This window comes from Streptococcus sp. HMSC070B10 (genome assembly GCF_001808665.1).
Taxonomy (GTDB): Bacteria; Bacillota; Bacilli; order Lactobacillales; family Streptococcaceae; genus Streptococcus.
On record NZ_KV794215.1, the window covers coordinates 68,026 to 93,730 of the forward strand.

27 protein-coding genes and 1 pseudogene are annotated in these 25,705 nt (G+C 39.4%); 25 read left to right on the plus strand and 3 right to left on the minus strand.

Going from position 1 to position 25,705, the window contains the following annotated elements; translation table 11 throughout:
* Positions 1-193: 193 nt before the first annotated feature.
* The gene (locus HMPREF2613_RS09715; protein WP_070480157.1) at positions 194-646 is read right to left on the minus strand and encodes a universal stress protein; all 453 of its coding nucleotides are present in this window, start codon (positions 644-646) and stop codon (positions 194-196) included.
* 161 nt (positions 647-807) lie between these two features.
* Here HMPREF2613_RS09715 and HMPREF2613_RS09720 point away from each other — a divergent pair, with 161 nt between their 5' ends.
* From HMPREF2613_RS09720 to HMPREF2613_RS09735, 4 genes are all read left to right on the plus strand, one after another.
* The gene (locus HMPREF2613_RS09720; protein ID WP_070480158.1) at positions 808-1,110 is read left to right on the plus strand and encodes a hypothetical protein; all 303 of its coding nucleotides are present in this window, start codon (positions 808-810) and stop codon (positions 1,108-1,110) included.
* Positions 1,111-1,266: 156 nt separating this feature from the next.
* Positions 1,267-2,481, plus strand: coding sequence for a pyridoxal phosphate-dependent aminotransferase (locus tag HMPREF2613_RS09725; protein ID WP_000666455.1), 1,215 nt, complete (start codon positions 1,267-1,269; stop codon positions 2,479-2,481).
* 154 nt (positions 2,482-2,635) lie between these two features.
* Positions 2,636-2,770, plus strand: coding sequence for a 50S ribosomal protein L34 (rpmH, locus tag HMPREF2613_RS09730; RefSeq protein ID WP_000831905.1), 135 nt, complete (start codon positions 2,636-2,638; stop codon positions 2,768-2,770).
* Positions 2,771-2,906: 136 nt separating this feature from the next.
* Positions 2,907-4,871 (plus strand): peptide ABC transporter substrate-binding protein, encoded by a 1,965-nt coding sequence (locus tag HMPREF2613_RS09735; RefSeq protein ID WP_070480159.1) that lies wholly within the window; start codon positions 2,907-2,909, stop codon positions 4,869-4,871.
* Between the two features lie 244 nt (positions 4,872-5,115).
* On the opposite strand, the gene HMPREF2613_RS09745 is transcribed toward HMPREF2613_RS09735, so the two are convergent.
* Positions 5,116-6,960, minus strand: coding sequence for an APC family permease (locus tag HMPREF2613_RS09745; RefSeq protein WP_070480160.1), 1,845 nt, complete (start codon positions 6,958-6,960; stop codon positions 5,116-5,118).
* A 384-nt stretch (positions 6,961-7,344) separates the two neighbouring features.
* Between HMPREF2613_RS09745 and HMPREF2613_RS09750 the strand changes: the two genes are divergently transcribed.
* Both HMPREF2613_RS09750 and HMPREF2613_RS09755 read left to right on the plus strand, forming a co-directional pair.
* The gene (locus tag HMPREF2613_RS09750; protein WP_070480161.1) at positions 7,345-7,716 is read left to right on the plus strand and encodes a hypothetical protein; all 372 of its coding nucleotides are present in this window, start codon (positions 7,345-7,347) and stop codon (positions 7,714-7,716) included.
* On the plus strand, positions 7,709-8,893 hold the full coding sequence (locus HMPREF2613_RS09755; RefSeq protein ID WP_070480162.1) for a hypothetical protein: 1,185 nt from the start codon (positions 7,709-7,711) through the stop codon (positions 8,891-8,893). The genes HMPREF2613_RS09750 and HMPREF2613_RS09755 overlap by 8 nt, the downstream gene beginning before the upstream one ends.
* 78 nt (positions 8,894-8,971) lie before the next feature.
* Here the strand turns inward: HMPREF2613_RS09755 and HMPREF2613_RS09760 are convergent, their stop codons facing one another.
* The gene (locus HMPREF2613_RS09760; RefSeq protein ID WP_070480163.1) at positions 8,972-9,304 is read right to left on the minus strand and encodes a helix-turn-helix domain-containing protein; all 333 of its coding nucleotides are present in this window, start codon (positions 9,302-9,304) and stop codon (positions 8,972-8,974) included.
* A 144-nt stretch (positions 9,305-9,448) separates the two neighbouring features.
* Between HMPREF2613_RS09760 and HMPREF2613_RS09765 the strand changes: the two genes are divergently transcribed.
* The 19 genes and pseudogenes from HMPREF2613_RS09765 to pflA all read left to right on the plus strand — a co-directional run bounded on the left by HMPREF2613_RS09765 (position 9,449) and on the right by pflA (position 25,603).
* The gene (locus tag HMPREF2613_RS09765) at positions 9,449-9,883 is read left to right on the plus strand and encodes a hypothetical protein (RefSeq protein ID WP_070480164.1); all 435 of its coding nucleotides are present in this window, start codon (positions 9,449-9,451) and stop codon (positions 9,881-9,883) included.
* 3 nt (positions 9,884-9,886) lie between these two features.
* Complete coding sequence (locus HMPREF2613_RS09770) at positions 9,887-11,401, plus strand: hypothetical protein (RefSeq protein WP_070480165.1); 1,515 nt, start codon at positions 9,887-9,889, stop codon at positions 11,399-11,401.
* A gap of 199 nt (positions 11,402-11,600) precedes the next feature.
* Positions 11,601-12,014 carry a LuxR C-terminal-related transcriptional regulator gene (locus tag HMPREF2613_RS09775; RefSeq protein WP_070480166.1) on the plus strand — a complete coding sequence of 138 codons (414 nt, stop codon included), beginning with the start codon at positions 11,601-11,603 and terminating at the stop codon, positions 12,012-12,014.
* Positions 12,015-12,161: 147 nt separating this feature from the next.
* Entirely contained in the window at positions 12,162-12,527 is a 366-nt protein-coding gene (locus tag HMPREF2613_RS09780) for a hypothetical protein (RefSeq protein ID WP_070480167.1), read from the plus strand.
* Positions 12,528-12,538: 11 nt separating this feature from the next.
* The gene (locus tag HMPREF2613_RS09785; RefSeq protein WP_061087562.1) at positions 12,539-13,105 is read left to right on the plus strand and encodes a hypothetical protein; all 567 of its coding nucleotides are present in this window, start codon (positions 12,539-12,541) and stop codon (positions 13,103-13,105) included.
* 237 nt (positions 13,106-13,342) lie between these two features.
* Positions 13,343-14,195: pseudogene (locus tag HMPREF2613_RS09790) on the plus strand (replicative protein).
* A 51-nt stretch (positions 14,196-14,246) separates the two neighbouring features.
* Complete coding sequence (locus HMPREF2613_RS09795; RefSeq protein ID WP_070480168.1) at positions 14,247-14,456, plus strand: DNA-binding protein; 210 nt, start codon at positions 14,247-14,249, stop codon at positions 14,454-14,456.
* 63 nt (positions 14,457-14,519) lie between these two features.
* Positions 14,520-15,659, plus strand: coding sequence for a tyrosine-type recombinase/integrase (locus HMPREF2613_RS09800; RefSeq protein ID WP_070480169.1), 1,140 nt, complete (start codon positions 14,520-14,522; stop codon positions 15,657-15,659).
* A gap of 139 nt (positions 15,660-15,798) precedes the next feature.
* Complete coding sequence (locus HMPREF2613_RS09805) at positions 15,799-16,569, plus strand: TatD family hydrolase (protein WP_070480256.1); 771 nt, start codon at positions 15,799-15,801, stop codon at positions 16,567-16,569.
* Positions 16,569-17,135 carry a ribonuclease M5 gene (gene rnmV, locus HMPREF2613_RS09810; RefSeq protein ID WP_070480170.1) on the plus strand — a complete coding sequence of 189 codons (567 nt, stop codon included), beginning with the start codon at positions 16,569-16,571 and terminating at the stop codon, positions 17,133-17,135. The genes HMPREF2613_RS09805 and rnmV overlap by 1 nt, the downstream gene beginning before the upstream one ends.
* A gap of 64 nt (positions 17,136-17,199) precedes the next feature.
* Positions 17,200-18,072 (plus strand): 16S rRNA (adenine(1518)-N(6)/adenine(1519)-N(6))-dimethyltransferase RsmA, encoded by an 873-nt coding sequence (rsmA, locus tag HMPREF2613_RS09815; protein ID WP_070480171.1) that lies wholly within the window; start codon positions 17,200-17,202, stop codon positions 18,070-18,072.
* A 1-nt stretch (position 18,073) separates the two neighbouring features.
* On the plus strand, positions 18,074-18,952 hold the full coding sequence (gene rsgA / locus HMPREF2613_RS09820; protein WP_070480172.1) for a ribosome small subunit-dependent GTPase A: 879 nt from the start codon (positions 18,074-18,076) through the stop codon (positions 18,950-18,952).
* Between the two features lie 10 nt (positions 18,953-18,962).
* Positions 18,963-19,619: a ribulose-phosphate 3-epimerase gene (rpe, locus tag HMPREF2613_RS09825; RefSeq protein WP_070480173.1), complete on the plus strand. Its 657-nt coding sequence runs from the start codon at positions 18,963-18,965 to the stop codon at positions 19,617-19,619.
* Positions 19,582-20,244, plus strand: coding sequence for a thiamine diphosphokinase (locus HMPREF2613_RS09830; RefSeq protein ID WP_070480174.1), 663 nt, complete (start codon positions 19,582-19,584; stop codon positions 20,242-20,244). The genes rpe and HMPREF2613_RS09830 overlap by 38 nt, the downstream gene beginning before the upstream one ends.
* 1 nt (position 20,245) lies before the next feature.
* Positions 20,246-21,502 (plus strand): DNA recombination protein RmuC, encoded by a 1,257-nt coding sequence (gene rmuC, locus HMPREF2613_RS09835; protein ID WP_070480175.1) that lies wholly within the window; start codon positions 20,246-20,248, stop codon positions 21,500-21,502.
* The gene (locus tag HMPREF2613_RS09840; RefSeq protein WP_020903082.1) at positions 21,492-22,433 is read left to right on the plus strand and encodes a 3'-5' exoribonuclease YhaM family protein; all 942 of its coding nucleotides are present in this window, start codon (positions 21,492-21,494) and stop codon (positions 22,431-22,433) included. The genes rmuC and HMPREF2613_RS09840 overlap by 11 nt, the downstream gene beginning before the upstream one ends.
* Positions 22,434-22,538: 105 nt before the next feature.
* Positions 22,539-23,366 (plus strand): pur operon repressor, encoded by an 828-nt coding sequence (purR, locus tag HMPREF2613_RS09845; protein WP_004238844.1) that lies wholly within the window; start codon positions 22,539-22,541, stop codon positions 23,364-23,366.
* Positions 23,367-23,432: 66 nt separating this feature from the next.
* The gene (locus HMPREF2613_RS09850) at positions 23,433-24,683 is read left to right on the plus strand and encodes a diaminopimelate decarboxylase (protein WP_070480176.1); all 1,251 of its coding nucleotides are present in this window, start codon (positions 23,433-23,435) and stop codon (positions 24,681-24,683) included.
* Positions 24,684-24,808: 125 nt separating this feature from the next.
* On the plus strand, positions 24,809-25,603 hold the full coding sequence (pflA, locus tag HMPREF2613_RS09855) for a pyruvate formate-lyase-activating protein (protein ID WP_033683045.1): 795 nt from the start codon (positions 24,809-24,811) through the stop codon (positions 25,601-25,603).
* Positions 25,604-25,705: the final 102 nt, after the last annotated feature.

Genomic DNA, 25,705 nt, shown 5'->3' on the forward strand with positions numbered 1-25,705 from the left:
ACTAGCCGCAGGTTGCTCAAAACACTGTTTTGAGTTGTAGATGAAACTGACGAAGTCAGCTCAAAGCACTGTTTTGAGGTTGCAGATAGAACTGACGAAGTCAGTAACCATACCTACGGTAAGGCGACGTTGACGTGGTTTGAATTAGTATAAATAGTAAACAAAAAGGAGCACTGAGCTCCTTTTTTCGTGATTACAAAGTTTTTTCTTGTTCTCTCACTACCAGCAAATCGACCTTAGCATGGCGGAGAATGTATTCAGATGAAGAACCGACCAAGAGGCGTTCAAAGGCGTTGAGACCGGTTGCGCCAACGAGGATGAGGTCCACTTCCTCAGCATCTGGAATAGTACGTGCTAAGAGAGTCTTTGGATTTCCCATTTCAATGACGATGTGAACATCTGTCACACCAGCATCTTTTGCACGTTTTTCGTACTCTTTCATCAGACTTTCAGCGTCGACTTGGAGTTCTTCGTAAACTTCAGCATCAAAGGTGGATACGCTTTGGAGAGCGCGTGTGTCAATGACATGAGCGATGGTGAGTTTAGCGTCGTTTCGTAGAGCAGAATGAACTCCCTTGACAAAAGCCAAGTCCGCTTCCTTAGAACCATCGATTGCGACCATAATATTTTGGTAACGTTGTGTCATAATGAAACCTCCTGAAATTTTCTTACTATAATTGTAAACCTTTTCACTATAGAAGTAAAGTAAAAACAATATTTTTCAAAAGAATGTTAGCGCTCAAAATCTATATAAATATATGATAAAATAAAGGAAAGGATAGCAGGAAAGAAGTGAAGGGAGGGAGAATGATGAAAAACTCTTTTCAAGAAACAAAAAAATCAAATTTCCTTTATTATGGAATCATCCTAGCTTCGGTCTTGGTAGAAGTGATTATGATCTGGCAATTAGAGAAGCTGATTCCACTTCTCTATCCAGGTTTTATTGGCTTTTTAGTCTTTCACTTACTCTACCATCTACTATTATTTCTAGTTGCAAAAAGAAGTAGTCGCTGGGATTACTTGATGATATGGGGGCTTTTCCTCATGTTCAATCTTCTCTATGACTCCTTTCTAGGCCTGCTTTTTCTAGGTTTATCTTTTGGTATGTGATGTGTCTCTCGCAAAATACCTGCTATCACCGCTGTCTTGACCTCGCTTTTAGTGAGGTTTTTCTTCTATCTGAATCTAGTAAAACATTTCAGCAAACTTGTCGCATTCTCTTTCTAGTGGTATAATGTTACTATCCTGATGAAATGAGGAAACAAGATGAAAGAATATAACAAGTCTAGTAAGTTAGAGCATGTTGCTTATGATATCCGTGGTCCTGTTTTGGAAGAAGCCATGCGGATGCGAGCAAACGGAGAAAAGATTTTACGTCTAAATACCGGAAATCCAGCAGAATTTGGCTTTACAGCGCCAGATGAGGTCATTCATGACTTGATTATGAATGCGCGTGATAGTGAAGGATATTCTGACTCCAAAGGGATTTTCTCAGCCCGTAAGGCCATCATGCAGTATTGCCAGCTGAAGAAATTCCCAAACGTGGATATTGATGATATCTACCTTGGAAATGGTGTCAGTGAGCTGATTGTTATGTCCATGCAGGGGCTTTTGGATAATGGAGACGAGGTCTTGGTGCCTATGCCAGACTATCCTCTTTGGACAGCTGCTGTCAGCCTAGCTGGGGGAAATGCTGTTCACTACATCTGTGATGAAGCTGCAGAATGGTACCCAGATATTGACGATATTAAGTCAAAAATCACCTCCAATACCAAGGCAATCGTCCTTATCAATCCAAACAACCCAACTGGAGCCCTTTATCCTAAGGAACTCTTGCTAGAGATTATTGAGATTGCCCGTCAGAACGATTTGATTATCTTTGCGGATGAAATCTATGACCGCATGGTAATGGATGGGCATGTGCATACGCCTGTGGCGAGCTTGGCACCAGATGTCTTCTGTGTCAGCATGAATGGTCTGTCAAAATCCCACCGTATCGCTGGTTTCCGTGTGGGTTGGATGGTCTTGTCTGGTCCTAAGACACATGTTAAAGGCTATATCGAAGGTCTCAATATGCTGTCCAACATGCGCCTTTGTTCTAACGTTTTGGCCCAACAAGTCGTACAAACTTCCTTGGGTGGTCACCAGTCAGTCGATGAATTGCTTCTTCCTGGTGGACGAATCTACGAGCAAAGAAATTTCATCTATAATGCCATTCAGGACATCCCAGGTTTGTCTGCGGTTAAACCTAAGGCTGGACTTTATATTTTCCCTAAAATCGACCGCAATATGTACCGTATCGATGATGATGAACAGTTTGTCCTTGATTTCTTGAAGCAGGAAAAGGTTCTCTTGGTTCATGGTCGAGGCTTTAACTGGCAGGAACCAGACCACTTCCGTATCGTTTACCTTCCTCGTGTTGATGAACTAGCCCAAATCCAAGAAAAGATGACTCGATTCTTGAAACAGTATCGTAGATAGGGCTTACATCAGAAAAAGCGCTAAAAAGCTGGAAACATTTGCCTAGAGCTATTGACAAAAGTGAAAGAATCAGATAGAATAGTAAAGTATGTTTAGTAACTGATCACTTTATAGCCGGCTAAACGAATACAAAATCTATGAGGAGGTATTCATCGTGAAACGTACTTATCAACCAAGTAAACTTCGTCGTGCGCGCAAACACGGATTCCGTAACCGTATGTCAACTAAAAACGGTCGTCGCGTATTGGCAGCTCGTCGTCGTAAAGGACGCAAAGTTTTGGCTGCATAATCCAAACGAACTATATCAAAAATCAGTAGGAACTCGAGTCTACTGATTTTTATTTTTGTAAAAAAGTACAAAAAGCTTTATATTTTTGCTCGAATAGTGTATAATATTTCACATACTGTAAAAATGGAGAATAATCATGAAGAAATCAAAAGTTATGCTTTTTGGAGCTATGGCTTTGACAGCAGGTCTAGCTTTAGCAGCGTGTGGATCATCTCAATCAAGTAATGCAGACAAGACTTACTCTTATATCTTTGTCAATAACCCAGATACCTTGGATTATATTACCTCTACACGAGACTCTACATCTAGTATCACAACCAACTTAGTTGATGGTTTGTTGGAAAATGACCAGTATGGAAATCTCATTCCCTCTATGGCTGAGTCATGGACAGTGTCAAAAGATGGCTTGACTTACACTTATAAGATCCGTCAGGGAGCTAAATGGTACACTTCTGAAGGAGAAGAGTATGCGGACGTAACGGCTCATGACTTTGTGACTGGTCTCAAGTATGCGGCTGATAAAAAGGCTGAAAACTTGTACTTGGTACAAGACTCTATCAAGGGTCTAGCAGACTATGTTGAAGGGAAATCATCTGATTTTGCAACTGTTGGTGTTAAGGCAGTGGATGATTACACTCTACAATACACTCTCAACCAACCTGAGACTTATTGGAACTCTAAAACAACAGCAAGTATCCTTAGTCCTGTAAATGAAGCCTTCTTGAAGTCTCAGGGAGATGACTTTGGAAGTGTGACACCATCAAGTATCTTGTCAAATGGTCCTTACTTATTTAAATCATTCACATCCAAATCTTTGATTGAACTTGACAAAAACCCTAATTACTGGGATAAGGACAATGTTAAAATCGAGAAAGTGAAACTCTCTTTCTTTGACGGTTCTGACCAAGACAGCATTGCCAGAGGTTTCTTGGATGGTAATTATACAGATGGTCGTATCTTCCCAACAAGTTCAGTATTTGCTGAACTCAAGAAGGGCAATGAGGACAAGATTACCTATACACCACAAAACTCAGTTACTTTCTATTATCTTTTCAACGTCAATCGTCAAAGCTACAAGCAGACTATGAAACAGTCTGATAAGGAAAAGACAGATTCACGCGCAGCTATGCAAAATAAAGATTTCCGTCAGGCTATCAACTTTGCCTTTGACCGTCATGCTTATGCAGCACAGACAAATGGTGAAGAAGGAGCAGACCGTATCTTGCGTAATACGGTTACACCAAGTGACTTTGTCCAAGTGGGTGATAAGAACTTCGGTGACATTGTCAATGAGAAAATTGTCAACTACGGTAAAGATTGGGCAAATATCAATCTAAACGATGGTAAGCAAGCCTTCTTGAATCCTGAAAAGGCCAAAGAGAAATTTGCTAAGGCCAAAGAAAGTCTGCAAGCACAGGGAGTAACTTTCCCAATTCATTTGGATATGCCAGTTGACCAGACTGCTAAATTAGATGTGCAACAGGCCGGCTCTTTCAAACAAACAGTGGAAGAAACCCTTGGTAAGGAGAATGTGGTCATCGATGTTATCCAACTTTCTCCAGATGAAAAAGACCAAGCAACCTACTTTGCAGATACAGCAGAACAAAAAGACTACGATATCGACATCTCAGGATGGGGTGGAGACTACTCAGATCCTAAGACTTACCTAGCTATTCTTGATCCAGAGACAGGTTCTCAGTTGAAAAACATGGGCTTGTCTGAAGGAAAAGACAAGGAAGTCAAGGACAAGATTGGTCTTTCTGACTACAAGAAACTCTTGGATCAGGCTGATGCGGAAATCACAGATACTCAAGCTCGCTATGAAAAATATGCTGAAGCCCAAGCTTGGTTGACAGATAGTGCCCTCTTCCTACCAGTTCAAAGTGGTGGAGCTAACCCAATCTTCCGTAAGAGTGTACCGTTTACAGGTCCATTCTCATTCGTTGGTCATAAAGGAAATGCGGACAACTACAAATATGTTGAATTGCAAAAAGAGCCAGTCACTGCTAAACAGTATCAAGAACTCTATGAAAAATGGCTGAAAGAAAAAGCTGAGTCAAATAAAAAAGCTCAGGAAGATTTAGCTAACCACATTCAATGATATTCCTAGTCATGCTTTTCAGTTAATACTCTTCGAAAATCTCTTCAAACCACGTCAGCGTCGCCTTACCGTAGGTATGGTTACTGACTTCGTCAGTTCTATCCACAACCTCAAAACAGTGTTTTGAGCAACCCTGCGGCTAGCTTCCTAGTTTGCTCTTTGATTTTCATTGAGTATAGGCATAGTGACTGGTTTCAGAAAAAGGCCTTATCAGACGCTTCTCGCTTCTGGTAGGGCCTTTTCTTTATTCTTTTAAGTGATAGGAGTAGCTAGCGACAACGACGTCCTGGTGCCAACGGAGGGCGTATTTTAGTTTGAGGCTCATCTGATTGTGCAGGATATTTTGCCAAGGTTTATTAGGGATAAACTGGGGTACCAGAACAGTGACTGTATAGTTCTTTTTCTGGGCTTCCTCGGATATCCGTTTGACATACTTGACAGTAGGCGTAATGATGTCACGGTAGCTGGTCTTGATGTTTTTCAGAGTAATAGTGGGGAAGTAATCGGCAAATTCTTGGAGAATTTCTTGGTCTTTCTCTGCTGTTTCCTTGGTCGAAATGTGCATGGCCAAAACTTCATCTCCGATGCTTTGGGCGTAGTTAATAGCACCAACGCTGACTCGAGTAACATTTCCAACAAGGACGAGAACAAGATTGCCATCATAGTTTTGCTTTTCGATCCCATCGTATAGTCGGAGTTGTTGGGCGACTTTCTGGTAATGGCGATGGATAGCTAAGAAAAGTAGGGTTAAAACGAGTATAATCGGGAAGAAAGGCCAAATATCACGGATACGGAAAAAGAGTAAGATAAGGACAATAGCATAGCAAATGATAGCTCCAAGGATATTGGCAAGAGCAGGTTTTAAGAAGTTTGCCCCTTTTTCCTTTTTCCAATGACGAATCATCCCAGTCTGAGATAGGGCGAAGGGAACGAAGACTCCGATAGTATAAAGAGGAATCAAGCGTTCTGTATTGCCATTAAAAATGAGAAGAAGAATCATAGCTCCAAAAGCCAGAGTTAAAATTCCATTGGAGTAGCCTAGGCGGTCTCCTTTTTCCATAAAGAGATGGGGCATGTATTTGTTTTTAGCCATATTGTAAGCTAGCATAGGGAAGGCCGAAAAGCCAGTATTTGCAGCTACGGCTAAAATCAAGGCTGTGGAGAATTGGAAGATATAATAGCCAAGGTGACCTAAGAAGGAATTACCAAGGATGCCTTGAGCCATCTGTGAAAGAATAGTTTCTCCGTGTTGAGGCAGAATCCCCATCCAGTAGTTTAGGAAGGTAATGCCTGCAAAAAGAAAACCTAAAATCAGTGACATAATGGTCAAGGTTTGAGCGGCATTCTTTTCTTTTGGAGCCTTGAAAAAGGGAACGGCATTTGAAATAGCTTCAACCCCTGTCAGAGAGGCAGAGCCACTGGTAAAGGCTCTTAGAATGAGAACGATAGACAGGCTCGGAACAGCATGCCCAATAGGTGAAGTTGCCTGATAGCTGAGAGACCCTGTCATTAGTTGAAAGATTCCGTAGAGCAAGAGAAAGATAGTACTGATGATAAAGAGATAGACAGGAATCATCAGTGAACTTGCAGATTCTTTTAAGCCCCGTAAATTCAAGAGCATAAGCAAGCAAACTAGAAAAATGGAGATGTGAAGGTTGTAAGGGTGGAGAGCAGGGAGAGCTGCTGTGATAGCGTCCGCTCCAGATGAAACAGATACCGCTACGGTCAGCATGTAGTCAACTAGCAGACTACCTCCAGCGATTAAGCCAAGTTCGGGAGATAGATTTTCTCGAGTAACCATATAGGCCCCTCCTCCTTGAGGGTAGGCATGGATGATTTGACGGTAGGAGACGGTCAGGCTAGCTAGGAGCAGGAGGACAAAGAGGCCGATAGGAAGACTCCACCATATCGCAAGAGGAGAGAGACTAGCCAAGACGAGGACTACTTGCTCAGGCCCATAGGCAATGGAAGATAGAGCGTCGCTTGATAACATGGCTAGTGCCTGCATTTTTCCCAGTAGTCCCCCTTCGCCTTCGGTTAAGGACTTAAGAGGACGACCGATAAAGGTATGTTTTAATTTTGTAAACATGGTATTTTCCTTTACTGAAAATTTCAATAAGTGCTATTATACTGCTTTGAAAAAATTGCGTCAAGAGACGACAATAGATTTTAGAATATTTTTTACAGATGAGGAGATAGGGCGGTTTTTTGGTATAATAGAAGATAGAAAACGAGGTTAGAAGAGATGATTTTTGATACACATACTTAGAGCGTCTGGAGTGCAGTTTAAGGCCTAATGACATTATTGAGGCACAAATTAACCATAAAACTAACCAAAGGAAAGTTAAAGTAGCATAACGAAGAGGGAGATAAATCTCTCTTTTTATTTCACTATAATATTTGTAGATACTTGAAAACTTACTTTGCATAGAGTAAAATAATAATAGTTGGTTTTAATTTGAAGGGGAATTATATGTTGAAGTATGGTGAAGATTATCCAGATGCTTGTCCGCCATCTGAAGCAAAAGAGATGGAAGGTTCGTTTTATAGATTATGTAATAGTGAGGTTCCTGAAAAAGATGACTTTAAAACCCACGTAGATTTAGGTTTGAATTTTCCGCCCCCAAAATTATGTGAGGCCAAAGCTTTATCGTTTTTTGCATCAGAGCAAGCAATTGAAGAACTAAAAAAACGTTATCCTAAATTTAAAGATAAAGTTGCTGTGTTGATAAATATTTTACCTAGTCATGGTGTGGGACTGTTAGAAGGAGAACATTTAAATTTGTGGGAGTTTCAGGATGTGAATTTTCTTGATGCTCAGGAAGGAGGTATAGAAAATGAGTAGTATTTTGGATTTTGAATCAGTAGAATATCTTTATATTTTTGATTACTATGATATTCCATTGTCATTTATTACTAAGAAGATCGATGATAAATATTATTTTGTATATGCAATTGATTTTGATACATTTTTTGTAAAACCTCTTTCTATTAAGAATTTGAAAACTCTATTTTCTGATATTTCTACGAATACACTTCTTCAAGAGTTTTATTTAGAAGATGACTTTTCCATTCTAAAAAGAGAAAATAATAATAACTTTGTTAAATATGGTGTTAAAATTTTCGAATTAGAGAATAACATTAATGCGAGTGAGTATTTCCCTGAGGACGATTCAAAATTTGAGCGGGATTTGATTAGTGGAAAAAGTTTTAATATGCTATGTAGTGAATATGCCACAACATTTTCAGATATTTTAAATAATAAACAACTGACAATAAAGCTAGTTGATTCTTATAATTCACACTCAGCAGATTTAGATGTCGTTGCTAAAGCGATAAATTTGATGGAAAATTTTATAGAGGGATCAAAAGTATTTTTAAGGGAACATAATATATTTACTAATGGGAAACTTGTACTAACACCATTTACCCCCGGTTCATTCAATATAAATTTTGAAATAGTTCGTCCGGAAGAGGTTACTCTTTTTGAGGATGAATTTGAACTTTATTTTGATGACTTTATTGTTTTTACAGAATCTATAAATTACAAAGAGGCGTCGGATGTCTACTCAGATGTAATTTTTGAGAATAATAAAATAGTAAAATCTTTCGTTGAATTTTATAATGTCATAAAAGAAAACGGCCTTACTGTAACTTTGGAAAAGGACAAGAAAAAGTTATCCACTATTATTGTTAATGAACAAAGTGATAAATTTATTCAAGACTTAAATTCTCTAGTTCAAAAGCAAGATGATGCGGAAGTGTTTTCAGAAGAATTCGATTTTGAAGGAATAGTATCTAGTGCATCCAATGCTCGAAATAATGTCTCTATAAAAACTTTATCTGGAATAGTAAAGGCAAAGTTTTCTAGTGAATTATTTAGGGAAATTAAAAGAATGGATAGAACCATTTCGGTGTCAAGTGAAATACGAGGACGGTGGATAAAGCAAACTTTTTTGGATGAAAATAGAAATGTAATCTCTGAAAAATATGAAATTTTAAATTTTAATCAGAATAGTTAGAATCTATAAAGTAAAAAAGCTAACCAAAGGAAAGCTAAAGTAGCATACAAAAAGAGGAATTCATTGAGAGTTCCTCTTTTAATCTATATTTTTGACAATTTCATTGAACAAAGAAATTATTTTTAATTTTTTTGTGTGAGATAAATCTGAGATGTTATCAATCAATGTAGTTATAGGGACGTAATTATTTGAGAGTGGAAAATTAAAGAAGTCTTCTACGGTCAGTCCTAAAGCAGTAAGCACTTTTTCAAGTGTGTGTATTTTAAAATCATATTTCATATTCTCAATGTTTTGTATTGCTTTAACACCTAGTCCGGCTTGATTGGATAATTGTTCTTGGCTGAGATTCTGTTCTTTTCTACATTCTCTTATACGTTCTGCTATGTATTTTTGTAATTGATTAGCTTCCATCTGTAATTTCCTCTTTTGTACTATTCTACTATCCTTTATATGATTTTTTAAGTACAGTTAACTGTCCGAAATATCAATATAGTATAGCGAACGATACAATTTTGTGTTAAAATGGATAAAAAACAATACAATAGGAGTAGTGATATGACAGAAGAAATAGCTGTGTATAAATTACAAGAATGGGACATGGGAAATGGTGAGAAGAAATATTCTCAGTTAGGTAGCTTAGAAGCTCATTATTATTTTGCAAAAAATAATGGTGGAAAAGTTTTATTTACGACAAAAGACTTGTACCAGAGAAATGTTAGTTATTTGTTACTAACATTACCAAATGGAGAATACGGATTTCTTTCTAAAATTATTGAAAAAGGAACCTATCCTAAACTCCCAGAAGATCCCGCATATATGGTTCCCACAGAGTGGAAAAATATAAATGAAACAATAGAAAAACAGTCCAATTTTAATTGGATTACCTTAGAAGTTGTTTCAAAGATTATTGAAGGTATTGAAGAAATACCTAAAATGCCTAGCCCTCAGTATATGTCAAAAGGTGAATTTAATAATTTTTTAGGAGAATAGAATATGAAAGTTATCAAAATTCTTTTAAGTATACTATCAGTGGTAATTATAGCAGGCTGTTCTTCTAAAAAAGACTCTTATGTAGAAATTGAATCGATTAATAAGGAGTTAAGTAAATCGGATATTTTATCAGGGAATTTTGAAACATTATCTGGTACATGGTACAGTGAAGTAGGTAAAAATGAAAATCAAATGATTTTGACGATTGATAAGGAGGGAAATGTTAAAGTATTTAATGATAATAAAGAAATACAAAACAAGGGAAGTTTAGTTGTTGCAAATGATAATACTTTTGATAAAGGGTATTTGGTCATGAATGTAAGAGGGATAAAAGAAGGAGAAGAACGAAAAGAACGAAAAGAACGTAATATATATGCAGATGGTCGAATGGGGGAAGAGCAAACATATAGTAAATTTGATAGAAATTTATATTTTTTCCAAGGGAAATCAGAGTTCAATCGAGATGAAGTAGGATTTGACTTTTCAAGAGAGAATGAGAATGTTTTCAAATATGATATACCGAAAAAAATAACAAAAGACACTCTAGTTTTTCAGAAAAATGAAAAACCTAAGGAAAAAGGTTATGGAAGACCAAATGCAATTAATTATACTGTTTTTCATAGAAAAAATGAAATGAATGAACAACCTACACCGATTAAATCAAATCTTAATATTGATGAAATCAAGACTAGCAATCTCTCTTCGATTGCTAGTAATTGGAGAAATCCTGATGGACATTCATTTAAAGTATATTCGGATGGTAGAGGTGAATCGTTTTTTCATGGAACTACAAGACGTGGAGTCATTGAATTTTCTTCCATACAAGATAATATTATATCTGGTAATTTTGGAAAAAAGACTGAACAATGGGTAATACCGATTTACGCTAATGGAGATATTGGCAGAGAGGTGGATGGAGTTGATGGATACAACATACAGATTATAAAATCTGGAAATACTGTTGGAGCAACAAAAAATACTTTTCTTTATGATATCTTTGAATTACCAGATGGAGTACCACGTTTATCTGTTATAGATAGAGATGTTTTAACACTAACAGATCATTTTGATGAATATTTTGAGAGTCCTTCAAAAGTATTTTTTAGAGAAAAGGAGATGAAACAGTTTGCTGATGTTAAAAATGAAAATATCATGAATATTGATGGATTAGTAAAAGGAGATTTTTCTACTGTAGTTGGAACTTGGGGAGTTCCTGAAAATCAAGGTATCGGGAATAGACTCCGAATTGATGAAAAAGGGGTACTGACTTGGATAGGTTCTAGATCGGCAGAACGAATAATACATGATGTGAAAAAGAATGCTGACAATAGCGGAATTGGAATATCTGGGAAAGAATTTAATTGGGAAACAGTTACTCCATCAAACTATATTAATTTTATTCCAGCGGGTGTTGCTATAAAAGGTGAAGAAAATAGTGATAATAGTAAAGATCGTATTATTTTTGGATCTATTGAAAAACAATCAGACAGAAAGATTTTTTATCGTTTGGATGAATGATTGAGTGAATAAAAAACCGAAAATATAGTTGAAACTATATATAGAGAATGCATAGCAGTTATACGATTTTGTATAACTGCTATTTTTTATGCATCTTACTATGTTCTTTTTAAAATGACTACTAAGTTTTTTCCACTGACGATAGCGTTAGGAGACAAACTATGTATGGTTGGTAAATTCCCAAGGAGGTACCAACCATATGGTAGATTTAGCAAAAGTAGAACAACGTAGAGAAAAAGCGATTCAAAGAGCTGTACTGACTGAAGATTGGAAAAAGGTAGATAACTTATTAAACCAGCCCTATGAGAATTCATGTAGAAAAGATCGTTCTTATGGTCTTCGTAGTTTAGATAGTGGTTCAGGTGATACAAATCCTTTACTAGATACGATAGCAGATTATAATGACCCATTGTATCTCTTAATTAAAAAAGAAGAAATGGCTATTATAAAGGATGCTATTGAGAGATTGCTGAGTGAAAAAGATAGAAAAATTCTATATGGAGTGGTTGAGGGTAGATCGTACTCAAGTCTTGCAAAAGAAGTTGGACTTAGTGACAAAACTGTCAAAAAACACTATGAGCGCATTATAGATACTCTACGAAAAGAATTATAAATTTAAAATTTCATCCGAATTCTGGTGAAATTTCTCCTTATAGATAAGGAGGTGTAATTTTAAATGTTGTTATCTGTAATCGTCACAGTGTTTATTTGATTAAAAGTAGACGATTTGCTTTTAATTCTAGAAAGAAGGTTTTAAATTATGGCTCTTAAGAATTTGTCGCATTTTACAGCGTTCAATGCTCAGTTGTTTCTTTCTCACAAAGAGTTACGTTTTATTTCCGCTACAAGGTGGATAGAAAGAAGTGAGACTGGTTCAGAAATTGAAAAAGGAGTAAAGGTAGGCGTGCTTATCTTTTCTGATGAAAGTGAGTATCCTAATGAGAACAAAAATATTGGGGAGAAGCTTACCATAAAGGTCCCATTTGCATCTATGAAGGATTATGATACGTTTCAACCAATGCTGACATCTGTAGAAATTGTAGACATTGAGAAAGCAATTGTATACGGAGAATATCGTAACCAACTTAGTTTGACTGCAAAAGTCATTGAAGTTGTCGCACTTTAAAGGAGGCAAATATGCCATCGATTATCGAAGAATTACCTATGAAGATTTTTGAAGGTGCTAAGGAAGTTTATCATCTTTTTAGTAGAAAACTTGAGGAGTACCAGATGAAAGTCCAGATAGAAGAAAATCAAAAAAACTGGAATAGATTTCTAGCTTCTACGCAAAATGTATTGGTAGAATTAGTGAAAGAAAATATTCAGGAAAATCAGTTTGCATATAAGCTATCTCCGATTTATGAGGAGCAGGAAGTTGATCAAGCTGATGGGAGTAAGTCAATTCAGAGAGTGCATGTAGCAGATGAAAGAGTTCCTTTATGTGCAATTGATAACCATGGGATTCGAGAATTTGAAGCTAGGTGTGTAGTTTTCCGGTTTCAAGTTTTTGGAGAGCTACCCCCAGAAGTTCTATTACGAATACAGGATACTTGGATTTTTTATTTGCACAAATATGCTCTTCATGGTCTCGCTGATCTATATGTAAAGCATGGGTTACGCTATCTAGTATTCATCATATGTAATGAATCAGATAAACGAACGATTAAAGGGGCGTTGTTCAAGTTGAAACATCCGTGGTCTTAGATGGTTAAATTCTTTATGCCGTGAAAGTTTATTGGCTATAGGTTAAGATAGATTAGACTGGTTGGGGCGGTGCGGTCGAACTTTGTTCGCCGCGCCGACACAATCAGTTTTATAATCTTAGGGTCCCTATTGTCAATAAATCATGGAATAAATCTGAATTTAATCATCGATAGTACGACGCCTTAACTTGATAAGCGTCACACAAAAGCGCAAAGCATATTTTTATAGGTATAGAGTATGAAGCAAATAGAACTTAGTAAAATTGTGAAAAGTTACGTTTATGGTAATACGATCGAAATGACAACCGCGAACGGTCAACAAGAGCAAGTTATAAAAGTTATTGAAGGGAAACGCTATGTAAACTTGGAAACAGGCGAAATACATAACATGGATACTTCTAGTAGTACACGACTCGATAATTTGAAGTCTACTAAACAGACTATGAAAAAACTACGTCGTCTAGTAGCTCATAATTTTACGGGAGGTATCAACCAGTTATGGATAACGTTGACTTATCGAGACCATATTACCGAGCCAGCAATTGTTTACATGGATTTCAAAGCGTTCATTCGTCGCATTCGTAATCAGTTTGGAAAGGTTGATTACATTACGGTCATTGAACCACAAGCTAGTGGAAGGTGGCATTTACATGTGTTATTAAAGAATGATTCAGAGCTAACAATTCCTAACAATGACCTTGCTAATATGTGGGGTCAAGGTTTTACCAAGACCAAAAGGTTAAGGATAGCTGACAGGGTTGGGAATTATTTGATTGCTTATTTATCTAATTTGCAGATAGGTGATGAGGATTCACAAAACAAATCCATTGTAAAAGGAGCTCGTTTATACATGTATCCAAAAAGGAATTCGAATTTATCGTACAAGCAGAGGAATTGAAAAGCCTTTGGAAATTACAACAACAAAGGGTGAGCTTATGGAAACTTATAAAATTAACAGTCCTCCGACATTTTCACGTACCACAAAACATGAAACTCCTCATGGTGTAAAAGAATATACTACGGAGTTTTACGATAATATAAAAAGCCTGTCAGATACTTTTAGCGGAGCAACTGACAAGCTAAGTAGGTAATAAAAGAAAATGCCTTTTACCATCCCTATTATATCAAAATAGGAGAATTTTATGGAAAATATATATAAAAGCAAGAGAGGGATTACGGAATTATTTGATGTTCCGTTAAAAACCTTAAACAATGATCTAACAGAAATGCGGAGAAATGAAAAATTCCAAGGATACATTTTAAAGCCTTCTCATAAGAGGGTCTATATAGATGTTGAAGGCTATAAGGAATTTTTGCAGTATAAACAAAAGAAATATGAGGAAGCTATGTAGTTATGTTATAATTAAGCTATGCTACATAGCTTTCCTTTGCTTTAAAAAGTACAAGGAGAAAAAATGTTTTTTAAAGAATTGGATAATGGGAAATACCGTTATTATGAAAAATTCTATCATGAACGAGAGGAAAAGTGGAAACAAGTCTCTGTGACTCTAAAATCAAAATCTAGAGTTTCTCAAGCAGAAGCAAAACGTCGTCTAGCGCTAAAAATTGAAAAACTCCTAACCGCGCCTACAAAAGAGGAAGTTGAAAAGAAACAACTAGAAGAAATAATTTTTAGTCAACTATTGGAAGAATGGAGAACGATTCGTTCCAGTGAGATAAAATCTTCTAGTTATCGAAGTGAGATGAAAAGTTTAGAACTTTTTATGGAAACAGTAGGAAATTTGAGAATATCAGATTATACTACACAGCTTGTTCAAACATATTTAATGAATTTGAATGTTCAAAATTCAACAAGAAAAAATCGGAAGATATATTTGAATGCTCTCTTTAATTATGCTGTAAAGGTCGGATATATTTCTGATTCTCCAGTTAAAGGGGTTGTAATTCCGAAACAGAAAGCGGACTATGAGAAGTTGCAAAAAGCTAAGGATAATTTCATTAGTAGAGAGGAACTAGGACAGGTTTTATCGTATTGTGAAAGTCACAATAAAGATAAGCGTTATGCTTTGGCAATGGAATTTATCTTTTTAACTGGTCTTCGTTTCGCAGAGTTTATAGGGGTTCGCTATCAAGATGTAAACTTCAAAGCGAATCTTTTAACAATTGATCATACTATAGATTATGTTGCTCATGGATATGATGAGAGAATCTTACAGATAACGAAAACAGTAGGTTCTGTAAGGACTATAGTACTAAGTGAACGTTGCTTGGAAATTATCGAGTACTTTCGTAGTAACTGTTTTGATGAGGAGTTCATCTTTGTGACTGAGCAGGGTAACATTATGAGACAACCTTTGTTATATAGATTTATCAAAAATATTTGTGAAGTAGTGTTAGGTGGGCACAGATCCTATAATATTCACATGCTTAGACATTCTCATATTAGTTTGTTGGCTGAACTAGGGATACCTATAAAGGCAATTATGGAGCGAGTTGGACATAGAGATGAATCTATCACTTTAAGGATCTATAGTCATGTAACAAAAAATATACAGGATGAATTGAGAGAGAAACTTAATCAAATTCATCTGTAGATTCTAACCATAGAACTAACCAAGTACTAACCAAAGTGAATAGAAACTAGAGGAAATATAGGGAAGTATAGAAGAGAGAAAGTCTTTTCTTTTGGTAGTTAAAGAACATTGAGGAAAGAGAAGGAAATATAGTTTGGATATTTTTGATACACATACACACTTAAATGTAGAAGAATTTGCTGGCCGTGAGGCAGAAGAAATTGCCTTGGCTGCTGAGATGGGTGTGACACAGATGAATATTGTTGGTTTTGATCAACCGACGATTGAGCGTGCCTTGGAGTTGGTGGATGAGTACGACCAACTCTACGCAACTATTGGTTGGCATCCGACAGAAGCTGGAACTTACACAGAGGAGATTGAAGACTACTTGCTTGATAAGCTCAAGCATCCCAAGGTTGTTGCTTTAGGTGAAATTGGATTGGACTACCATTGGATGACAGCACCGAAAGAGGTGCAGGAGCAGGTTTTTCGCCGTCAGATTCAGTTATCTAAGGACTTGGATTTGCCTTTTGTAGTTCATACCCGTGATGCGTTGGAAGATACCTATGAGATTATCAAGAGCGAGGGCGTTGGTCCTCGTGGTGGTATCATGCATTCATTTTCAGGGACTCTTGAGTGGGCAGAGAAGTTTGTCGCGCTTGGCATGATCATTTCCTTCTCAGGAGTGGTGACTTTTAAGAAGGCAACTGACATCCAAGAAGCAGCTAAAGAGTTACCTTTGGACAAGATTTTGGTAGAGACAGATGCGCCTTACTTGGCTCCTGTTCCTAAACGGGGTCGCGAAAACAAAACAGCATATACTCGCTATGTAGTAGATTTTATCGCGGATTTGCGTGGCATGACGACCGAGGAGTTATCGGCAGCAACGACTGCAAATGCAGAACGAATTTTTGGATTGGACAGCAAGTAATGAAAGAAAAAATTTCCCAAGTTATCGTGGTCGAAGGGCGCGATGATACGGCCAATCTCAAACGCTATTTCGATGTAGAGACCTATGAGACACGAGGTTCTGCCATCAATGAGCAGGATATTGCACGTATTCAGCGTCTACATGAGCTTCATGGAGTCATTGTCTTTACAGACCCAGATTTTAATGGGGAGCGGATTCGTCGCATGATTATGACGGCCATTCCAACAGTTCAGCATGCCTTCCTCAAACGAGATGAAGCTGTTCCTAAATCAAAGACCAAGGGACGTTCTCTGGGAATTGAGCATGCCAGCTATGAGGATTTGAAAACAGCGCTGGCTCAGGTGACAGAGCAATTTGAAAACGAGAATGAGTTTGACATTAATCGTAGTGACTTGATTCGTCTTGGTTTTCTAGCGGGAGCAGACAGCCGTAAGCGCAGAGAATATCTCGGAGAGGCTCTCCGAATCGGCTATTCTAATGGTAAGCAACTCCTCAAGCGCTTAGAGTTGTTTGGGATCACCTTGGCAGAAGTGGAAGAAGCTATGAAATCGTATGAGAACAGCTAAGCAGACCCCAAATGTAAGGGGAATGTGTTACAATAGAAGTAACAGATAATAGAAAAGAGAATAGATGAGAATTGCAGATTATAGCGTGACCAAGGCAGTGCTGGAGCGTCACGGTTTTACCTTTAAAAAGTCCTTTGGGCAAAATTTCTTGACGGATACCAATATACTTCAAAAAATTGTCGATACGGCTGAGATTGATGACCAGGTCAATGTTATCGAAATCGGGCCAGGTATTGGTGCCTTGACGGAGTTTCTGGCTGAGCGTGCGGCTCAAGTTATGGCCTTTGAGATCGATCACCGTTTGGTACCGATTTTGGCAGATACCTTGCGTGATTTTGACAATGTTACCGTAGTCAACGAGGACATTCTCAAGGTCGATTTGGCGCAACATATCCAGAATTTCAAAAATCCTGACCTGCCAATCAAGGTAGTAGCCAACTTGCCATACTATATCACGACACCTATTCTCATGCATTTGATTGAGAGTGGCATTCCTTTTAGTGAGTTTGTGGTCATGATGCAGAAAGAAGTGGCGGATCGTATCTCAGCCCAACCTAACACTAAGGCTTACGGTAGTTTGTCTATCGCTGTGCAGTATTACATGACAGCTAGGGTTGCCTTCATCGTGCCTCGTACGGTATTTGTGCCAGCGCCAAACGTGGACTCTGCTATTTTGAAAATGGTGCGTCGTCCAGAGCCGGCTGTAGCAGTGGAAGACGAGAACTTCTTCTTTAAGGTTTCCAAGGCTAGTTTTACCCATCGCCGCAAGACCTTATGGAATAACTTGACAGGTTACTTTGGTAAGACTGAAGAGGTCAAGGACAAGCTGACCAAGGCTTTGGACCAAGCAGGCTTGTCACCAAGTGTGCGTGGGGAAGCTCTCAGCTTGGCAGAATTTGCCAGTCTAGCAGATGCACTTAAAGGGCAAGGACTCTAAGATGCAGGGACAAATCATTAAAGCCTTGGCTGGGTTCTATTATGTAGAGAGTGATGGCCAGGTCTATCAAACACGCGCGCGTGGGAATTTCCGTAAAAAAGGTCATACACCCTATGTTGGGGACTGGGTTGATTTTTCTGCCGAGGAAAATTCAGAAGGCTATATCCTCAAGATTCACGAACGCAAAAACAGCCTAGTCCGTCCGCCTATTGTCAATATTGACCAAGCTGTAGTAATCATGTCTGTCAAGGAACCTGATTTTAACAGCAATTTGTTGGATCGTTTTTTGATTCTTTTGGAGCACAAGGGTATCCATCCAATCGTCTATATTTCCAAGATGGACCTACTGGAAGATAGAGGGGAACTGGATTTTTACCAACAGACCTATGGTGATATCGGCTATGACTTTGTGACCAGTAAAGAGGGACTCCTGCCTTTGTTAACAGGCAAGGTTACAGTCTTTATGGGGCAGACAGGTGTTGGGAAGTCAACTCTTCTCAATAAAATCGCACCAGACCTCAATCTTGAAACAGGAGAAATTTCAGACAGTCTGGGTCGTGGGCGCCACACTACTCGAGCAGTTAGTTTTTATAATCTCAATGGAGGTAAAATCGCAGATACACCGGGATTTTCATCCTTGGACTATGAAGTGTCAACGGCTGAAGACCTCAATCAGGCCTTCCCAGAGATTGCTACTGTCAGCCGAAACTGCAAATTCCGCACTTGTACCCATACCCATGAGCCGTCCTGTGCAGTGAAGCCGGCAGTAGAAGAGGGTGCCATTGCTACCTTCCGTTTTGACAACTACCTGCAATTCCTCAGTGAAATTGAAAATCGCAGAGAAACCTATAAAAAGGTCAGCAAAAAAATTCCAAAATAAGGAGAAACCTATGTCTCAATACAAGATTGCTCCGTCAATCCTGGCAGCAGATTATGCCAACTTTGAACGTGAAATCAAACGCCTAGAAGCAACTGGTGCAGAATATGCCCATATCGATATCATGGATGGGCACTTTGTGCCACAAATCAGTTTTGGTGCAGGTGTGGTCGAAGCTCTTCGCCCTCATAGCAAGATGGTCTTTGACTGCCACTTGATGGTAGCTAATCCAGAGCATCATTTAGAAGACTTTGCGCGTGCAGGTGCCGATATCATCAGCATCCATGCGGAAGCAACGCCTCATATTCATGGCGCCCTTCAAAAAATTCGTTCACTCGGAGTTAAGCCTTCAGTCGTTATCAATCCTGGCACACCAGTTGAAGCCATCAAGCACGTCCTTCATCTAGTTGAGCAAGTCTTAGTCATGACGGTTAATCCTGGATTTGGTGGTCAAGCTTTTCTGCCTGAAACCATGGATAAGGTCCGTGAGTTGGTTGCACTTCGTGATGAAAAAGGCTTGAACTTTGAAATCGAAGTGGATGGCGGGATTGATGACCAAACTATTGCTCTAGCCAAAGAAGCTGGTGCGACTGTTTTTGTAGCAGGTTCCTATGTCTTTAAGGGAGATGTCAATGAGCGAGTACAAACTCTCAGAAAACAACTGGACTAGGGTTGCTGTTTTTGCAGGCGGAGACCGCGGTCACTATCGGACGGACTTTGATTGCTTTGTCGGTGTGGATCGAGGCTCGCTCTGGGTCTTGGAAGAAAACTTTCCTCTCGCTTTAGCGGTTGGAGATTTTGATTCTGTGACGGAAGAAGAGCGACAGGTGATTCAAAAACGTGCCCAGCATTTTGTCCAAGCCCGACCAGAAAAAGATGATACAGATTTGGAATTGGCTCTCTTAACCATCTTTGAACAAAATCCTCAGGCTCAGGTCACTATTTTCGGTGCTCTTGGTGGTCGTATTGACCACATGCTGGCCAATGTCTTTCTGCCTAGCAATCCCAAGTTAGCACCCTATATGCACCAGATAGCGATTGAGGATGGGCAAAACTTGATTACTTATTGTCCAGAAGGGACCAGTCAGCTACATCCCCGTTCAGACTACGACTATCTAGCCTTTATGCCGGTTCGGGATAGCCAGCTGACCATTCTTGGTGCCAAGTATGAGTTGACAGAGGAAAATTTTTTCTTTAAAAAAGTGTACGCTTCTAACGAATATATAGATAGGGAAGTGTCGGTGACTTGCCCAGATGGCTATGTAGTCGTGCTGAATAGCAAGGACAGGAGGTAGGATGGAAAGTTTATTAGTTCTATTATTGATTGCCAACCTAGCTGGTATCTTTCTGATTTGGCAAAGGCAGGATAAACAGGAAAAACATCTCAGTAAGAGCTTGGAGGATCAGGCAGATCATCTATCAGACCAGTTGGATTACCGTTTTGAACAAGCCAGACAAGCCAGCCAGTTAGATCAAAAAGATTTGGAAGTGGCTGTTAGCGACCGTTTGCAAGAAGTGAGAATCGAATTGCATCAAGGCCTGACTCAAGTTCGTCAAGAAATGACAGATAATCTCCTCCAAACCAGAGATAAGACCGACCAACGCCTTCAAGCCTTGCAGGAATCAAATGAGCAACGCTTGGAACAAATGCGCCAGACAGTCGAGGAAAAACTAGAAAAGACCTTGCAGACACGCTTACAAGCCTCCTTCGAGACAGTTTCCAAACAACTGGAGTCTGTCAATCGTGGTCTTGGAGAAATGCAGACAGTTGCCCGCGATGTCGGAGCCCTCAACAAGGTTCTCTCTGGAACCAAAACGCGAGGGATTCTGGGAGAATTGCAACTGGGGCAAATCATCGAAGACATCATGACCCCTGCCCAGTACGAACGAGAATACGCAACGGTTGAAAACTCTAGTGAACGAGTGGAGTATGCCATCAAGTTGCCTGGACAGGGTGACCAGGAATATGTCTACTTACCGATTGACTCCAAGTTTCCACTGGCAGATTATTACCGCTTAGAAGAAGCCTATGAAGCGGGTGACAAGGACGAGATCGAACGCTGTCGTAAGTCGCTCCTAGCCAGCGTCAAACGCTTTGCCAAGGATATCAAGAGCAAGTACATAGCACCGCCTCGGACTACCAATTTTGGAGTTTTGTTTGTTCCGACAGAAGGTCTCTACTCAGAAATCGTCCGCAATCCGGTCTTCTTTGATGACTTGAGACGGGAAGAGCAGATTATTGTCGCAGGTCCAAGTACCCTATCAGCTCTTCTCAATTCCCTATCAGTTGGTTTCAAAACCCTTAATATCCAAAAGAGTGCTGACCATATTAGTAAGACTCTTGCTAGTGTTAAGACCGAGTTTGGCAAGTTTGGTGGCATTCTGGTCAAGGCACAAAAACACCTCCAACATGCCTCTGGCAATATTGATGAACTATTAAATCGTCGCACTACAGCTATCGAGCGAACGCTCCGTCACATTGAGTTATCAGAAGGTGAGCCTGCGCTTGATCTACTCCATTTCCAAGAAGATGAGGAAGAATATGAAGATTAGTCACATGAAAAAAGATGAGCTATTTGAAGGCTTTTACCTAATCAAGTCAGCTGACCTGAGGCAAACTCGAGCTGGGAAAAATTACCTAGCTTTTACCTTTCAAGATGATAGTGGCGAGATTGAAGGGAAACTCTGGGATGCCCAACCTCATAACGTTGAGGCCTTTACCGCAGGTAAGGTTGTCCACATGAAAGGACGCCGAGAAGTTTATAACAATACCCCTCAAGTCAATCAAATTACTCTCCGCCTGCCTCAGCCTGGTGAACCCAATGATCCAGCTGATTTCAAGGTCAAGTCGCCAGTTGATGTCAAGGAAATCCGTGACTATATGTCGCAAATGATTTTTAAAATTGAAAATCCTGTCTGGCAACGGATTGTCCGAAATCTCTACACCAAGTATGATAAGGAATTTTACTCCTATCCAGCAGCCAAGACCAACCACCATGCCTTTGAAACGGGTTTGGCTTTCCACACTGCAACCATGGTGCGTTTGGCAGATGCTATTAGCGAAGTTTATCCTCAGCTCAATAAGAGCCTGCTCTATGCGGGGATTATGCTGCATGACTTGGCTAAGGTCATTGAGTTGACGGGACCAGACCAGACCGAGTACACAGTGCGAGGTAATCTTCTTGGACATATCGCTCTGATTGATAGCGAAATTACCAAGACAGTGATGGAACTCGGCATTGATGATACCAAGGAAGAAGTCGTTTTGCTTCGTCACGTCATCCTCAGTCATCACGGCTTGCTTGAGTATGGAAGTCCAGTCCGTCCACGCATTATGGAAGCAGAGATTATCCATATGATTGACAATCTGGATGCAAGCATGATGATGATGTCAACTGCTCTTGCTTTGGTGGATAAAGGAGAGATGACCAATAAAATCTTCGCTATGGACAATCGTTCCTTCTATAAACCAGATTTAGATTAACAATTTAAGAAAAATGAGCATTTTTTAGGATAAGAATGTTCGTTTTTTTATGTGAATATGGTATAATAGATAAAATATCAAAATTAAATGAAGTGGGAAATAGAAATGAAATTAAGAAGAAGTGATCGGATGGTTGTCATTTCCAACTATTTGATTAATAATCCTTATAAACTAACTAGTCTTAATACTTTTGCTGAAAAGTATGAATCTGCTAAATCATCCATCTCAGAGGATATCGTAATTATCAAACGCGCCTTTGAGGAAATTGAAATCGGTCATATCCAGACAGTAACTGGTGCTGGTGGTGGTGTCATTTTCACACCATCAATCTCAAGCCATGATGCCAAGGAAATGGTTGAGGACTTGCGTGCCAAGTTGTCAGAAAGTGACCGTATTTTGCCAGGTGGCTATATCTACCTGTCTGATTTGCTTAGCACACCAGCTATCTTGAAAAATATTGGTCGCATTATTGCCAAGAGCTTTATGGACCAAAAAATTGATGCCGTTATGACCGTAGCGACCAAGGGTGTTCCACTTGCAAATGCAGTTGCCAATGTCCTCAATGTTCCTTTTGTTATTGTGCGCCGTGACCTGAAAATTACCGAAGGTTCAACTGTCAGCGTCAACTATGTTTCAGGTTCAAGTGGTGACCGCATTGAGAAAATGTTCCTTTCAAAACGCAGTCTCAAGGCTGGCAGCCGTGTCTTGATTGTGGATGACTTCTTGAAAGGCGGAGGAACTGTCAACGGGATGATTAGTCTCTTGCGTGAGTTTGATTCAGAATTGGCAGGTGTAGCGGTCTTTGCGGATAATGCTCAAGAAGAACGCGAAAAGCAGTTTGACTACAAGTCACTCTTGAAGGTAACCAATATTGATGTCAAGAACCAAGCTATCGATGTTGAGGTTGGTAATATCTTTGACGAAGATAAATAAGAGATAGAACTAAAGGTTGGAACGATTGTCCCAGCCTTTCTTTGCAAATAGAATAGAAGGAAACTTATGAAAACACCATTTATCAATAAAGAAGACTTAGAAGCGATTGTTGCCGAGTTCCCAACTCCCTTTCACTTGTATGATGAGAAGGGAATTCGTGAAAAGGCAAGAGCCGTCAACCAAGCATTTTCATGGAACAAGGGCTTTAAGGAATATTTTGCAGTTAAGGCTACTCCAACACCAGCTATTTTGAAAATTCTCCAAGAGGAAGGCTGTGGTGTGGACTGCTCTAGTTATGTGGAGCTTTTGATGAGCCATAAACTGAATTTCCCTGGTTCTGAGATTATGTTCTCTTCAAACAATACGCCAGATAAGGAATATGCCTATGCGCGTGAATTGGGTGCGACCATTAACTTGGATGCCTTTGAAGATATTGAACATCTGGAGCGAGCAGCAGGCATTCCAGAAATCATCTCATGTCGTTACAATCCTGGAGGCGTTTTTGAGCTAGGAACAGACATTATGGACAATCCTGGAGAAGCCAAGTTTGGTATGACCAAGGACCAGTTCTTTGAAGCTTTTGCTATCTTGAAGGAAAAAGGAGCCAAGACTTTTGGGATTCACTCCTTCCTAGCGTCCAATACCGTGACCCATCTCTATTATCCAGAGTTGGCGCGTCAGCTTTTTGAATTGGCTGTTGAAATCAAGGAAAAGTTGGGCATTTCGCTAGACTTTATCAATCTTTCTGGCGGTATTGGTGTTAACTATCGTCCAGACCAGGAGCCAAATGATATCGTCTTGATTGGCGAGGGGGTTCGTAAGGTTTATGAAGAAGTTCTTACGCCAGCAGGTCTTGGTCAGGTCAAGATTTTCACTGAATTGGGTCGCTTTATGCTAGCCCCTCACGGTGCTTTGGTCACAAGAGTGACTCATAAGAAAAAAACCTACCGTACTTATCTGGGTGTGGATGCATCAGCAGTCAACCTCATGCGTCCAGCTATGTATGGAGCCTACCATCATATTACTAACGTGACACATCCAGATGGACCAGCTGAAGTGGTAGATGTGGTTGGTTCACTCTGTGAAAACAATGATAAATTTGCAGTGAATCGCGAACTGCCTTATACAGAAATAGGTGATTTGCTGGTAATTCATGATACAGGTGCTCACGGTTTTTCAATGGGCTACCAGTACAACGCCAAACTTCGTTCTGCGGAAATCCTCTATACCGAAGAAGGTAGAGCCCGTCAAATCCGCCGTGCAGAGCGCCCTGAGGACTACTTTGCAACCTTGTATGGCTTTGATTTTGAAGAATAAAATGATAAGTAATTGAAAATGAAATTGAAAAACAGATTGCTTTCTAAAAAATAGGCAAAAATCTTGTTTTTCCTTCAAGTCGTGATATAATAAAACTATAAAACGTTTTCAAGGAAGGTAACGATATGTCTGAAGAAACAATTGATTATGGACAAGTGACAGGAATGGTGCATTCGACAGAAAGCTTTGGGTCAGTAGATGGGCCTGGTATTCGCTTTATTGTCTTTTTGCAGGGCTGTCACATGCGTTGCCAGTATTGCCACAACCCGGACACTTGGGCTATGGAGTCCAATAAATCACGTGAACGGACGGTAGATGATGTCTTGGCAGAGGCCTTGCGCTACCGCGGTTTCTGGGGAAATAAGGGTGGTATTACAGTCAGTGGAGGAGAAGCCCTCTTGCAGATTGATTTCCTGATTGCCCTCTTTACCAAGGCTAAGGAACAAGGAATCCACTGTACCTTGGACACCTGTGCCCTTCCATTCCGTAATAAACCACGTTACCTTGAGAAGTTTGACAAACTCATGGCTGTTACTGACTTGGTTCTCTTGGATATCAAGGAAATCAACGAAGAACAACACAAGATTGTCACTAGTCAAACTAATAAAAATATCTTGGCCTGTGCCCAGTATCTATCAGATATTGGTAAACCTGTCTGGATTCGCCACGTGCTAGTTCCAGGATTGACAGACAGAGACGATGACTTGATTGAACTTGGTAAGTTCGTCAAGACCCTCAAAAATGTTGATAAGTTTGAAATCCTGCCTTATCACACTATGGGTGAGTTCAAATGGCGTGAACTGGGAATTCCTTATTCACTCGAAGGGGTTAAACCACCAACAGCAGACCGCGTGAAAAATGCTAAAAAACTCATGGATACCGAAAGTTATCAAGACTATATGAAACGTGTACATGGATAAAAAAGAAGCCTGATGGAAACATCGGGCTTTTAAGTTTACACAAATATATATAATTAAATAAAACAAAATTTTATACTCTTCGAAAATCTCTTCAAACTACGT